The following is a 12,287-nucleotide window of genomic DNA, read 5'->3' on the forward strand; positions in this document are numbered from 1 at the left end:
GTGTTATTTCTTATAGGTTTTTTTTTAGAATACCGTAATTGTAGTAGCGGTATTTCCTTTTACTGTGATTTAAAAAGTTGCAGGATTTGTAATTCCTTTGATGGTCATGACAGCAGTAACGATATACACTCTGTTTCCTCTTGCGCCTATTTTATTGAAATATAAACACGTAGTAGTAAACTTATCTGTTCCGAAAAAATCATCGGCTTTTAAATGACCTTCTAATTTTCCTATTCCAGCTAAGTCAGTTACCTTAATGGATGTCATGTCCACGACAAAACGTCCACCTTTTAATTCATTTTTGTCAAATACTAAAGTCCCTCTTTGGTATTTCATCGTTCCTGAATGTTCGTCTGTTACTTTTTTACCAACCCAGTTTATTGACCTTTTCTCGGTGTTTATTTTTTTGTTTTGAGCAAAAGAAACTGTCGAACCTATTGCTATTACTAGTGCTAAAGCTAGTGTTAATGCTAGTGTTAATGCTAGTGAAATTGTTTTTAAATTTTAAATTAGTGATTATAAATTGATAAATAGTTCTTCGTTTAATTTGCGCACTTTCGCAAAATGTTGTGTTATACCTTCTTCATGCCGGTAACCGATAGCGGCAATTAAACTAGCATTCCATCCTTTTTGAGTTAAACCTAGAATTTCGTTTACTTTTTCTGATTCAAAACCTTTCATGGGTGTAAGATCTATTTTTAATTCTGCTGCAACATTTAATAAATTCCCTAATGCTAAATAGCTTTGTTTTGAGGTCCAAATATTTCGTTGTTCTTCAGTTAATACGTTGATTTTGATTTTCATAAAATCAGCATACCCTTTTACGGCTTCCAATTCCATTCCTCTAGTTCTAAGGAGATTTTGAATATAAGTATCGATATCTGTGTCTCCAAAATTAATATTATTTGCAAAAACGCTAACTTGTGATGCACCCACAATTTGTGCTTGGTTCCAAGCTGCTGGCTGTAACTTCGCTCTTAACTCTGGATTTTCAATAATAAAAAGCGTGTAAGGTTGTAATCCATAAGAAGATGAGACCAAGCGAATGGCTTCTTTAATTGTTTCTAAATCCTCATTTGACACTTTTTTTGAAGCATCAAATTTTCGGGGAAGGCACATAAGGCAAAAAAGATCTTGAACAAATTGTGGAAACACATTATGTAAGCTGTAATTTTCGCTATATGTCAGGAATTTTCCAAATAACCGTTTCTTAATTGTAATAATCAATCAATGTCAACAATTTGTTCTCACTGATTTTTTTTTAGATCATAATCATTGAACAAGGTATTATTACTAAATAGGTGAAATACATAATCCCGAACCTAAAGACTTATCTTTGCACAAACCTATGTTATGCTCAATGCAATTACTATTGTCACTTTATTTTCGGCCTTATCATTTCTATTCTATGGATTAAGTTGTCTAACTTCAAAGCGAATGACCTTAGAGTTTAAGCGTTTTGGGTTGTCAAAACAACAACAACTGCTTACTGGTATTTTACAACTAGTTGGAGGTATTGGTCTTGCTATTGGTTATTACCAATCACAAATGTTGGCTGCAATAAGTGCCGCTGGACTAGCTATTTTAATGTTATTAGGTTTTTTTGTACGCTTAAAAATAAAAGATTCTTTAGTACTCTCTGCTCCTGCTCTTATGTATGCTCTTCTCAATATATATTTAGCACTTCGGTTTTTTAATTAGAGAATAATAAGACTAGAGAATGCAATCGCTAGGCACATTAATAAAAACAAAAATGCGGGAAAAGATTTATACAAAGGGTCTTGGATTTTAAAATGCATTAATATAGAACCGGTCAATAACGCTGCCAAAACTAAAGCCGACGGTTTTTCTAACGAAAACAACCAGATGGAAACAATTAACCCTATTGCCCCAGCAACTTTTAGAGTACCTACCACATAACACAACCATTCTGGCAGTCCATACACTTTAAACTCTTCTTTAATATTTTTAGCATTACCACCTCGCCATTTTGTTGGTTTATCTTTTTGAATAAGCCAAACGTTCAATAAACTAATGGCTACTATAAGTTTTAAAGCGATTATAAAATAATACATGGCAGTGAGTTTAAAATTATTAAATAGAATATATAAAAAATCTTGGCTTTCGCATATGAGAATTTTTATTTTTTTTGTAAAGTTAGTGAATCAAATACATTAGTTTATTTGTTCTTCTCTATTTTTGTATTCTAATTTTAATTTAAGTCAGTTTAAATCCTATTCAAATCCATCTATAATATCTGCGTAAAGAGTAACGCAAAGGAGTTTTTAAGAGGCTATTTTATCATTAAAATCTTTGTTCTTACATAAGTCTTGTGGCTAGTCGTTTAAAAAAAAAATCTTTATACATTTGATTTATCAATATAAAGGTCACTTTAGTTGAATATTAAAATAAAGTTCATAAAAAAAACACCTTCTTAAGATTAATAAGACGGTGTTTTTATTTGTTTTTCTTCGGAAAATTTAAATTATTTAGGATCTAAAATATCGTCAATACGCTTCACTAAATCTCTATAATGATACTTAGTTACGGTATTTACTTGCCTGTTTCCTGCAGTAGCCACTTGACGTTTCAAGGTATTTAGCTCACCCCGAACTAAAGCTCTAACATCTGACTGTGAGACATTATAGTAATCACCATTTCGTTGCGATTCTAAATCTTCGGTCATCAAAAAAGCCATACGATCTACATAAGCACGTTGTAAATTTCTACGATACACATCTACATTTTTAGTATTATTAGCTTCAGAAAACACACCTTTCCTCAAATCTTGCATCATTGTTAATGCACTGTAATTTGTGGCGTCAATGCTTTCGTGATCTATTAAACGCCCCAATTTATCAAAACTTAATAAGTCATTAAGGTATCTACTCTGTAAGCGTCTTAAACGCTCAGTATATCCATTATGATCAATATTTTGAAGCATGTTTTTATCTACTAACCAATTTGGCGTTTCGAACGCATTTTCATGCAACCACTGCATGGATTGTTGTTGTAGCAATTTTGGAACAGCTTGATAGGCAATCCCTCCTTGACTTGGCGTAATCAGATTTTCTTTTACTCCCGCAACATTTCCCGCAACGTGACCAATATATCTATTATAACATCCTAATAACTCACCATATAATTCTTCTAAATCATCATAATCGTTAGTCTGACTGCTTGTCCACATTGGAAGATTTTGAGCGACATACTTCAGGTTTTTAAGTGCATAATTAGACGCTTTAATGGCATCGTTTCCTATATCTTCTGTTTGCGACGTAGGGTCAAATCTAGAGCTCTGCTTTCCGAAGACATATTTAACATCACCCGCTTTTTGCATAATCCAATTGTCAAGCGTTGTGCGTTCTGCCTCAGCAGAAAATGCCCCAGGAATAGACCGATAACCCCAATTTATGGCATAATGATCATAAGGTCCAATTTGACGAATAAACCTTATATTTTGGTCTCCTGGTTGTGCTATATAGTTATAACGAGCATAATCCATAATTGTGGATGCGATCCCATACTCTTGAGTAAAGGCTCCATCTCTATAGTTCTCAACATCATAGGCTTTACTTGCACTCATATTGTGAGGTAATCCAAGAGCATGACCAACCTCATGAGCAATTACCATTTTCATCATTTCGCCAATTTCTTCTGCAGGTGTGTCTAAAGTTCTCGCACTAGGATTCGCGGCTCCAGTTTCTAATAAATAACGATTTCTATAGGAGCGTAAATGGTTATGATACCAAATAATATCACTCTCAATAATTTCTCCACTGCGAGGATCTGACACACTTGGACCTATCGCATTTCTAGTCTCACTAGCCACGTAACGCACCACAGAATAGCGAACATCTTCTGGGCTAAAATCTGGATCTTCTTCCTTAGTAGGTGGATATTTAGCAATTATTGCATTTTTAAAACCTGCACTTTCAAAAGGGCCTTGCCAAAGCTCAATACCCTCCTTTATGTATTTACGTAAACTTTCTGGTGTTGCAGGATCTAAATAATAAATAATTGGTTTTACTGGTTCTACCAACTCACCTCTTGCATAAGCTTCTGGATCTTTGGGTTCTAATCGCCATCTGCGAATATAAGTTTTACGATCTGCTTTTAGTTGCTTACTTCCGTAGTCCACTTGACTGTAAGTAAACCAACCGACACGGTCATCTGCAAAACGGGATTGCATTGGTTCTTCTGGCAATAAAATCATAGATTGATTCATTTGCAAACTAATAGTCTCTGCAGACTGTGCAGAGGGTGGCTCTGATGCATTATAGGTCATGTCTTGCACGACTTCTATGTTCTGCGGAAAACTTTTCATCCCATTAATAAAACTTCTAGAGGCGTCCAGGTTACGAACTTTATATGAGGTTCGTAACCGACCTGATAAGCCGCTAATAGACTTTACATCTGTATTATAAAACTTAGTCACATCAATAACAACCGCTGTAGAATCTTTGCTGAATGCTGCGATATCAAATGCAAATAATGTAGGTTCATAATTATTTGATTTCACTGATATACTAATGGGTAACTCTTCGTCTGCTACGGCATTATATGAGCGTTCTTTTATTACTATTTTTTTATCAAAACGTTCCCAAGCAATAAGTCGCTCTCCCGTTTTTGTTCCTGCATTAATATATCCACCTCCTAAATTAGCTGGGAGTTTTGCAATCCTACTCACTAAAAGCATATCTTTTCCTAAATACGTATTAGGGATTTCAAAATAGTACGTCTCTCCTACTTTATGTACTTTAAATAAACCGTCATCTGTAACTGCATCCTTAGTAATGACCTTATCGTAATCTTTAATTTTACCTAAATCCTTTTTAGGAGTTATTTGTTGAACAGCTTCAGTTTTACTCTTTTTTTTGCGCTTGTTTTTTGTGGATTGACCTTGATGGGTTATTGGCAGTATAGAAAATAATAGTACCAAGGCGTAAAGAAACGTTTTTTTCATATGTGATTGGTTTTATTGTAAGATTCTATAAATCTAAGAAAACAGACTAAGGTATTTATAACTTTCACAAAACTTTAATGTCTGTTCATCCTATTTTAGCAAATGAGACAAGAATGCTAGGGATACTGTTATTATGGTTTCACGAGAGGTTGTATGTTGAAGGAAACTAATAATAACGATATGAAAATTAATTATGAATATGATGATGTTTCTGCAAGCGAAAGTTTAGAAGCATTTACCGAAGAAAAACTACAAGCAGTATTTAACCGTTTTGATTTTGTTATCAGAGCAGACGTCTTTTTTAAAACAGAGAATACCTCCAGCGATCAAACAGGAATGATCTGTGGCATACGATTGAGTATTCCTGGTCCTCGATTATTTGCAGAGTCCTCTCACGATAATTTTCGTGATGCTGTCTCAGAAACAGTTAATGAGATAACAAAACAGTTAAAAAAACGTAAAGAACAAATGAAAACTTTTTAAAGGTATAGTGTTTTGTAAATGTGCTATTTAAGCATGATTATTGACATGATTTAGGTCCTGAAATAATCACAAATTAAGACAGTGATGGTCCGTATGACTTTTACTCTCGTACATATAAACGTAAACCAATTTAAACGAATTAAACAATATGAAACGAATTTCAGTAATAGTATTATCAGCTTTGTTTTTCACAGCTTGTGTTTCCAAAAAGAAGTATTTAGCATTAGAACAGGACCATGGAGAATTGAAGAGTGAACTGACTAAAACTAAAGTCGAAAAAGAAGAATTAGAATCTAAGTTTTCGAAAATACAGCAACGCGTAGATAGCTATAATTCTAAAATCAATGAACTAACTGAAGATAATAATACCAAATTAGTATCTGTAGAGGGTTTGGTAATTTCAGAAAACCAAAAAGTAGCAATGCGTGAATCTTTAAAAAATGTTCCGCCTGCTTACATGAATACTGCAAAGACATTGAAAGATTCAATGAATTTGGCTTTGCAATTCAACTTAAAATCATCGTTAGAAAATATTGATGAAGATGAAGATATCGCAATCAATATTGAAGAAACGGTTGTCATGATCTCTATTTCAGATAAAATGTTATTTAATTCTGGAAGCTACAAGATTAGTGATAAGGCCAATGATATCTTACAGAAGATTGCGAATGTGATCAACTCTGAAGAAAGTCTCGATGTCATGGTAGAAGGACATACAGATAACAAACTCATGAAGAATAGTGCTGCTGTTAGGGATAATTGGGATTTAAGTGTGTTACGCGCTACCGCAGTTGTAAAAAAATTACAGAACGACTATCAGGTTGCACCAGAGCAATTAATTGCCGCAGGACGAAGTTTTTACCAGCCTTTAGTTGAAAATGACACTAAAGATAATAGGGCTACAAATCGTCGAACACGAATAGTAATTTTACCAAATATCAATAAATTCTTTGCCATGATGGCTTCAAACAAATAATTGCTTAACCTATAAGTCATATTGTGGTTAATTAATTCAAGAAAAGACTGTTGTTTCCAACAGTCTTTTCTGCGTTTAAAACCTTAATTAGTTAAAACTTTGTTTTAATTTAGACATTTATTTATTACTACCAACTTATGAGAAAAATTACAGTCTTTATTTTTTTGTTCTTTATATCTTTATCTCAAGCTCAACAGAGTGTAGCTAGAGATTGGAATGAAATGGTACTGACAGCTATTAGAGCTGATTTTGCAAGACCAACAGTACATGCTAGAAATTTATTTCATACATCTGTATTAATGTATGATGCTTGGGCGATTTTTGATTCTCAAGCAAAAACTGTATTTCTTGGAAAAAATTTTGGAGGCTACAACTGCTCTTTTGATGGTATAGCTACACCCGCAGATATAGACACAGCAAGACATGAAATTATTAGTTTCGCTATGTATAGATTACTTAACCATCGCTTTGAAAATTCACCTGGAGGCATTGAATTATTGAATGAGTTTGATGCTCTATTTACTTCATATGGCTATGACCCAAGTTTTATATCTCTAGATTACGGCACAAACTCTTATGCCGCTTTAGGAAATTATATGGCAAGTGAAATAATTTCTTTTGGTTTACAGGATCACGCTAACGAACAGTTTGATTATGCTAATGAATTTTATGCTCCTGTAAATCCCCCATTAATTTTGGAAAACTACTACGAAACAAATGACATTGATCCTGGACGCTGGCAGCCTTTAGCTTTTGATGTTTTTATAGATCAAAGTGGTATAGAATACCCCCTAGATACTCCCTCTTTTTTAAGTCCCGAGTGGGGACGTGTAACTCCCTTTTCATTATCTAATGAAGATTTACAAATTTTAAATAATGGATTTGATAGTTATGTGTACAATGATCCTGGAGCGCCAATCTACATTCAAAATTCTAATGAAGATGGAATAGGTGATCCTTACAAATGGCATTTTGCATTAGTCGCCTCGTGGTCATCTCACTTAGACCCTAATGATCCTACAATGGTTGACATCTCACCAGGAGCAATTGGGAATTTCAATATAAATAATTTACCAGAAACTTTTGAAGAGTATCAAGACTTTTACGATTTCACTAATGGTGGTGATGCAAGTACGGGACATTTAGTAAACCCTAAAACAGGAATGCCTTATGTACCACAAATGGTTAAACGCTCTGACTACGCCAGAGTTCTTGCTGAATTTTGGGCAGACGGTCCAGACTCTGAAACACCTCCTGGACATTGGTTTACAGTTTTAAATTATGTGAGTGACCATCCTTCCTTAGAAAAAAAAATAGCGGGTGTTGGTGCTATTGTTTCTGACTTGGAATGGGATGTAAAAGCTTATTTAGCACTTGGAGGCGCTATGCATGACTCTGCAATTAATATTTGGGGAATTAAAGGTTATTATGACTATTTGCGACCAATTTCTGCAATTAGATATATGGCAGGAAAAGGACAAAGTACAGATTCTAGTTTACCAAGTTATGATCCCCACGGCATACCCTTAATTGACGGACTCACAGAATTAATTGATTCTAACGATCCGTTACGTGGTGAGAACAGTGAAAATATAAACCGTATAAAAATTAAATCTTGGAAAGGTCCTGATTTTATTGCTGATCCTACAACAGATACAGCTGGCGTAGACTGGATTATTGGTACGCATTGGTGGCCTTATCAACGAGGTACTTTTGTAACACCTCCTTTTGCTGGTTATTTATCTGGTCATTCTACTTTTTCTCGCGCAGCAGCAGAGATTTTAACACAATTCACTGGTGACCCCTTTTTTCCTGACGGAATGGGGACATTTGATATCGTTCAAAATGATTTTCTCTTTTTTGAAGTTGGGCCAACAGAAAGTTTTACGTTGCAATGGGCCACTTATCGTGATGCATCTGACCAAACAAGTTTGTCAAGAATTTGGGGAGGAATACATCCTCCGATAGATGACATTAAAGGCCGTATTATTGGAGATAAAATTGGAACTGATGCTTTTAATTTAGCACTAGAATATTTTGAAGGCACTTTGAGTAATTCTGTTCTTAATACTGAAAGTCCTGTTAGTATTTATCCACTACCTTTTAAAGACGATTTTAATATTGTGACAACCGAAAGCTATAATGTTGATGTATACTCCTTGGATGGAAAAGTAATCATGTCTTTACCCCTCGTAACAGGTAAAAACATTATAAATACCAATACTTTAGATTCAGGACTTTATTTTATAAAATTTAAGAGTACAAACAATCAATCATCCTTTGTTAAAAAAATAATAAAATACTAACGTTTTTCAGCATACATAAGGTAATTTTGTATAAAATTTAATTTATGCTTTCATTACTCAATAGCTTCAGAATTGTTGCGCTTTTAGAAGGTGTCTCCTATATATTATTGCTTTTTATAGCATCTCCCTATAAATTTTTTACCCAAGACGACACCTACGTCAAATTACTAGGTATGCCTCACGGGTTTTTATTCTTAGTTTACATCGTTTTAGCAATTATGGTAGGAAAGGAATTAAAATGGAAAACCAAAACACTTTTAATTGTGCTAGTGGCTTCTATAATTCCATTCGGCACATTTTATATTGAAAAAAAATATTTAAAACCTATTAAATAATGGATAAGTTACACTGCTTTTTTTACGATTATTTTGTGTCTATAGGAGTTTCTGAACTCTCAGCAAAATATTTCAATATGTTGACTTTACTATTGATTTTACTCATTATTGTTTATATAGCAGACCGTTTTTCACGGAAACTTCTAATTACGTTCTTCGGAAAACTTTCTGAGCAAACTAAAACAAACTTCGATGATTTATTAGTTAATAATCGCGCCCCTAGAAACATTGCACATTTAGTGCCTTTATTTTTAACCATAAAATTATTTCCAATTGTATTTCATGATTTTCCGCAGTTTGAAACGTCCATATTAATACTTTTAAAAGTATTAGCAATAGTGATTACGCTTTGGATTGTGCGTAGTGTTTTAAAAACATTCGAAGCTTATTTTAAGACCCTACCCAAACTAAAAGACAAACCTATCGATAGTTATATACAAGTTGTAATGTTATTTCTTTGGGTTATTGGGGCGGCTTCTATTCTAGCTATTTTATTCGACTTATCCTTCCTAAAATTCTTTACTACACTTGGTGCTGCTTCTGCAATCTTATTATTAATTTTTAAAGACACCATTCTCGGGTTTGTTGCCAGTATTCAAGTTGCTATTAATGATAGTGTTCGTATTGGAGATTGGATTACTATGGAGAAATATGGAGCAGATGGCGATGTCATTGAAATTAACCTGTCTACTGTACAAGTGCAGAATTTTGATATGACGATTACCAATATTCCTACGTATGCACTTATTTCAGATTCGTTTAAAAATTGGCGTGGAATGTCTTCCTCTGGCGGAAGACGTATAAAGCGATCAATATTACTAAAGGCAAGAAGCGTTAAATATCTAAATGATGAACATATTGAAAAACTAAAAAAAATTCAACTGATAACAAATTATCTAACTCGGCAACAGGCAGATATCCGTAAATTTAACGAGAAAAAAAACATAGATAAGTCCGTTATGATTAATGGACTAAACTTGACAAACTTAGGAGTATTTAGAAAGTATTTACAGACTTATATTGAGCAAAATTCCGCGGTAAATAAAGAGATGTTTATTATGGTTAGACAATTAGCTCCAACTTCTCAAGGTTTACCTCTAGAAATCTATTGTTTTAGTAGTGATAAGCGTTGGGAAAATTATGAATATATCATGAGTGATATTTTTGATCACGCTCTAGCTGCTGTCACTTATTTTGATTTGGAGATCTATGAATTGAATGCTGGGATTGTAGAGTAGTTGTTACTCCTATAACCTATCTTTCACAAATTCAACTTCAGTTTTACCATGAGGTACAGGTTTACCTTCTACACCTAGGTTAACCATAATTATATTGTCTACAGTAAGAATCGTTTCACGAGTCATTTTGTTACGTACTTCGCATTTGAGTGTTAATGAAGATTTTCCAAATTTTAGCACCTCAATACCTATTTCAATAATATCCCCTTGCGTCGCTGAGGCCATAAAATTAATTTCGGATATATACTTCGTTACAACCTTAGAATTCTCTAACTGAATAATAGTATACAACGCAGCTTCTTCATCGATCCATGCTAAAAGCTGCCCTCCAAATAGTGTCTGGTTGGGATTTAAATCTTCGGGCTTTACCCATTTTCTTGTATGAAATCTCATCATTATTAATAGTTTTTAAAGTGTCTAACTGTAGGTCCTCATATTCTTAGAATAAAACATATTGATTAACATGCTATAAATTAATTCGTTTGCAATTTATTTTAAATTGAATGATCATTACAACGCATTAATTTAGATATAACCTACTTAAAAATACTGCTTTCTCTTTTCAAATTAACGCGATACCAATTGGTAAATCCTATTAAGATATATCATTTGTTAATAAGACCGTTGACAAGATATAAATGACAAAATAAATCATTATAAATTTATGATTATTTTTAATAAAAATTAAGGCTATGAATGATCGATCGACAAATTTAAAATCTATTCGACCTGTAATTGAAACAGCTCAGGTTAATGATAATATGAGTACTGATGAATGCTTTCAAAATGGGACATTACGACCAATCATCAAACTGCAAAATCACTTACTAATTGTAGTGTTTCGAAACTATATTTCTAAACGTAAAAATGTGTTTTATGATCTCCCACTTCCGAAGCAATTAGCTTATATAAACAACACCATACAAAAAGATATAAAGTTTAGAAATTCTATAAAAGGTATGATTATAGGTCAATTTACAATTGAAGAATATGCCCTTTATATCGAAAATTCTTCAGCACTAAATAAACGCATGATGAATATCGTAAAAGAACGCTTAGTAAACAACATACAATTATTTCAACAACCGCTTTCTACAGCTATATGAGTTCAATAAAATCGCAACTTTTAGAAGTTTGTTTTACACATGTAAATAAACGCATTGCTAATTACAAGAACGAATTAGAAACCATTAAAGATTCTATTGAGAATAATGATAAAGGTGATGAAGAGAATGATTCTGGGAATGGAAAACTTTTTAATGACTTAGAGAAAAATGCACAGTATCTTAGTGATGCGTCTAAAATGCTGGATACACTTAAAACAATTAACTCTAAAGCTATTCATCAAAATGCTGTTTTAGGTAGTTTGATCACTACAGATATTTCAAAATTTTATTTAGCCGTGAGCATCGGTAAAATTGAAATCGATAACGAGAATTACTTTATAATATCTAAGTCGTCTCCTATTGGTGAATTACTATTAAATAAAACAGTTGGTGAAAGCATTACCTTTAATAACACAACTTACAATATAAAAGAAATTAGATAATAGACTCACCGTTCAAATTTGTGTTCAATACATCACTCATATAATTAAAAAATGGTCTTATGACATCGAATGATGCATTGACGTCCTCAATAAAGCCATCACTTACGACTTCTTTATCTGTATAGTACTTTGTAAAAATGAATTGCTTCTTTTTAATTAAATCAATTGCAGGATGTTCTTTGTCAAAATCGCGAGGCGCTGTCTTTAATTCGTCACCTACAAAATCCCCCCAAACAGAGGTGAATTTATTGTCTTTAATTATTGTTCTAATCTCTTCATCATCTTGTTCAAACTCGCGGCGAATTCTAAGTAAATCTTCCTTGTTAGGTTGCCAAAAACCTGTAGCTATAAATGATTGATTATTTGGCTGAATATGAACGTAATATCCGCCTCTAAGGTCTGGTTTTTTTCTATTGAAAGATCCGCCAAAATGG

General features: G+C 33.3%; 14 protein-coding genes. 8 read left to right on the forward strand and 6 right to left on the reverse strand.

Annotated elements, in window-relative coordinates:
• Nucleotides 1-69: 69 nt before the first annotated feature.
• Complete coding sequence (locus ACJAZK_RS13620) at nucleotides 70-492, reverse strand: YceI family protein (protein WP_415224504.1); 423 nt, start codon at nucleotides 490-492, stop codon at nucleotides 70-72.
• A 24-nt stretch (nucleotides 493-516) separates the two neighbouring features.
• Entirely contained in the window at nucleotides 517-1,119 is a 603-nt protein-coding gene (locus ACJAZK_RS13625; RefSeq protein ID WP_415224492.1) for an NAD(P)H-dependent oxidoreductase, read from the reverse strand.
• 234 nt (nucleotides 1,120-1,353) lie between these two features.
• Here ACJAZK_RS13625 and ACJAZK_RS13630 point away from each other — a divergent pair, with 234 nt between their 5' ends.
• Nucleotides 1,354-1,701 (forward strand): DoxX family protein, encoded by a 348-nt coding sequence (locus ACJAZK_RS13630; protein WP_415224493.1) that lies wholly within the window; start codon nucleotides 1,354-1,356, stop codon nucleotides 1,699-1,701.
• Here ACJAZK_RS13630 and ACJAZK_RS13635 read toward each other — a convergent pair.
• Nucleotides 1,698-2,075: a DoxX family protein gene (locus ACJAZK_RS13635; RefSeq protein ID WP_415224494.1), complete on the reverse strand. Its 378-nt coding sequence runs from the start codon at nucleotides 2,073-2,075 to the stop codon at nucleotides 1,698-1,700. The genes ACJAZK_RS13630 and ACJAZK_RS13635 overlap by 4 nt on opposite strands.
• A 410-nt stretch (nucleotides 2,076-2,485) precedes the next feature.
• Nucleotides 2,486-4,966, reverse strand: coding sequence for a zinc-dependent metalloprotease (locus ACJAZK_RS13640; RefSeq protein WP_415224495.1), 2,481 nt, complete (start codon nucleotides 4,964-4,966; stop codon nucleotides 2,486-2,488).
• A 180-nt stretch (nucleotides 4,967-5,146) separates the two neighbouring features.
• On the opposite strand from ACJAZK_RS13640, the gene hpf reads away from it, so the two are divergent.
• From hpf to ACJAZK_RS13665, 5 genes are all read left to right on the forward strand, one after another.
• Nucleotides 5,147-5,449: a ribosome hibernation-promoting factor, HPF/YfiA family gene (gene hpf / locus ACJAZK_RS13645; RefSeq protein ID WP_415224496.1), complete on the forward strand. Its 303-nt coding sequence runs from the start codon at nucleotides 5,147-5,149 to the stop codon at nucleotides 5,447-5,449.
• 148 nt (nucleotides 5,450-5,597) lie between these two features.
• Nucleotides 5,598-6,425, forward strand: a complete 828-nt coding sequence (locus ACJAZK_RS13650) for a flagellar motor protein MotB (protein WP_415224497.1) — start codon at nucleotides 5,598-5,600, stop codon at nucleotides 6,423-6,425.
• Between the two features lie 137 nt (nucleotides 6,426-6,562).
• Nucleotides 6,563-8,731: a T9SS type A sorting domain-containing protein gene (locus ACJAZK_RS13655; protein ID WP_415224498.1), complete on the forward strand. Its 2,169-nt coding sequence runs from the start codon at nucleotides 6,563-6,565 to the stop codon at nucleotides 8,729-8,731.
• Between the two features lie 44 nt (nucleotides 8,732-8,775).
• Complete coding sequence (locus ACJAZK_RS13660; RefSeq protein ID WP_415224499.1) at nucleotides 8,776-9,066, forward strand: DUF3817 domain-containing protein; 291 nt, start codon at nucleotides 8,776-8,778, stop codon at nucleotides 9,064-9,066.
• Complete coding sequence (locus ACJAZK_RS13665; protein ID WP_415224500.1) at nucleotides 9,066-10,304, forward strand: mechanosensitive ion channel family protein; 1,239 nt, start codon at nucleotides 9,066-9,068, stop codon at nucleotides 10,302-10,304. The genes ACJAZK_RS13660 and ACJAZK_RS13665 overlap by 1 nt, the downstream gene beginning before the upstream one ends.
• A gap of 9 nt (nucleotides 10,305-10,313) precedes the next feature.
• Here the strand turns inward: ACJAZK_RS13665 and ACJAZK_RS13670 are convergent, their stop codons facing one another.
• Complete coding sequence (locus ACJAZK_RS13670; protein WP_415224505.1) at nucleotides 10,314-10,697, reverse strand: acyl-CoA thioesterase; 384 nt, start codon at nucleotides 10,695-10,697, stop codon at nucleotides 10,314-10,316.
• A 299-nt stretch (nucleotides 10,698-10,996) separates the two neighbouring features.
• Here ACJAZK_RS13670 and ACJAZK_RS13675 point away from each other — a divergent pair, with 299 nt between their 5' ends.
• Complete coding sequence (locus tag ACJAZK_RS13675; RefSeq protein WP_415224501.1) at nucleotides 10,997-11,410, forward strand: glyoxalase; 414 nt, start codon at nucleotides 10,997-10,999, stop codon at nucleotides 11,408-11,410.
• The gene (locus ACJAZK_RS13680; protein ID WP_415224502.1) at nucleotides 11,407-11,853 is read left to right on the forward strand and encodes a transcription elongation factor; all 447 of its coding nucleotides are present in this window, start codon (nucleotides 11,407-11,409) and stop codon (nucleotides 11,851-11,853) included. Before ACJAZK_RS13675 ends, ACJAZK_RS13680 begins: the two co-directional genes overlap by 4 nt.
• Here the strand turns inward: ACJAZK_RS13680 and ACJAZK_RS13685 are convergent.
• Nucleotides 11,846-12,287 (reverse strand): DUF2461 domain-containing protein (locus ACJAZK_RS13685; protein WP_415224503.1); only part of this gene is annotated, 442 nt, incomplete at its 5' end. The genes ACJAZK_RS13680 and ACJAZK_RS13685 overlap by 8 nt on opposite strands.

It is taken from the genome of Psychroserpens sp., from assembly GCF_047633235.1.
In the GTDB taxonomy this organism is placed as follows: domain Bacteria; phylum Bacteroidota; class Bacteroidia; order Flavobacteriales; family Flavobacteriaceae; genus Psychroserpens.

Excerpts from the sequence above, each read along its gene's own strand:
- hpf (WP_415224496.1), top strand. The coding sequence starts at position 5,147 with ATGAAAATTAATTATGAATATGATGATGTTTCTGCAAGCGAAAGTTTA.
- ACJAZK_RS13665 (WP_415224500.1), top strand. The coding sequence starts at position 9,066 with ATGGATAAGTTACACTGCTTTTTTTACGATTATTTTGTGTCTATAGGA.
- ACJAZK_RS13630 (WP_415224493.1), top strand. The coding sequence starts at position 1,354 with ATGCTCAATGCAATTACTATTGTCACTTTATTTTCGGCCTTATCATTT.
- ACJAZK_RS13670 (WP_415224505.1), bottom strand. The coding sequence starts at position 10,697 with ATGAGATTTCATACAAGAAAATGGGTAAAGCCCGAAGATTTAAATCCC.
- ACJAZK_RS13650 (WP_415224497.1), top strand. The coding sequence starts at position 5,598 with ATGAAACGAATTTCAGTAATAGTATTATCAGCTTTGTTTTTCACAGCT.
- ACJAZK_RS13680 (WP_415224502.1), top strand. The coding sequence starts at position 11,407 with ATGAGTTCAATAAAATCGCAACTTTTAGAAGTTTGTTTTACACATGTA.
- ACJAZK_RS13660 (WP_415224499.1), top strand. The coding sequence starts at position 8,776 with ATGCTTTCATTACTCAATAGCTTCAGAATTGTTGCGCTTTTAGAAGGT.
- ACJAZK_RS13625 (WP_415224492.1), bottom strand. The coding sequence starts at position 1,119 with ATGTGCCTTCCCCGAAAATTTGATGCTTCAAAAAAAGTGTCAAATGAG.
- ACJAZK_RS13640 (WP_415224495.1), bottom strand. The coding sequence starts at position 4,966 with ATGAAAAAAACGTTTCTTTACGCCTTGGTACTATTATTTTCTATACTG.
- ACJAZK_RS13675 (WP_415224501.1), top strand. The coding sequence starts at position 10,997 with ATGAATGATCGATCGACAAATTTAAAATCTATTCGACCTGTAATTGAA.
- ACJAZK_RS13655 (WP_415224498.1), top strand. The coding sequence starts at position 6,563 with ATGAGAAAAATTACAGTCTTTATTTTTTTGTTCTTTATATCTTTATCT.
- ACJAZK_RS13635 (WP_415224494.1), bottom strand. The coding sequence starts at position 2,075 with ATGTATTATTTTATAATCGCTTTAAAACTTATAGTAGCCATTAGTTTA.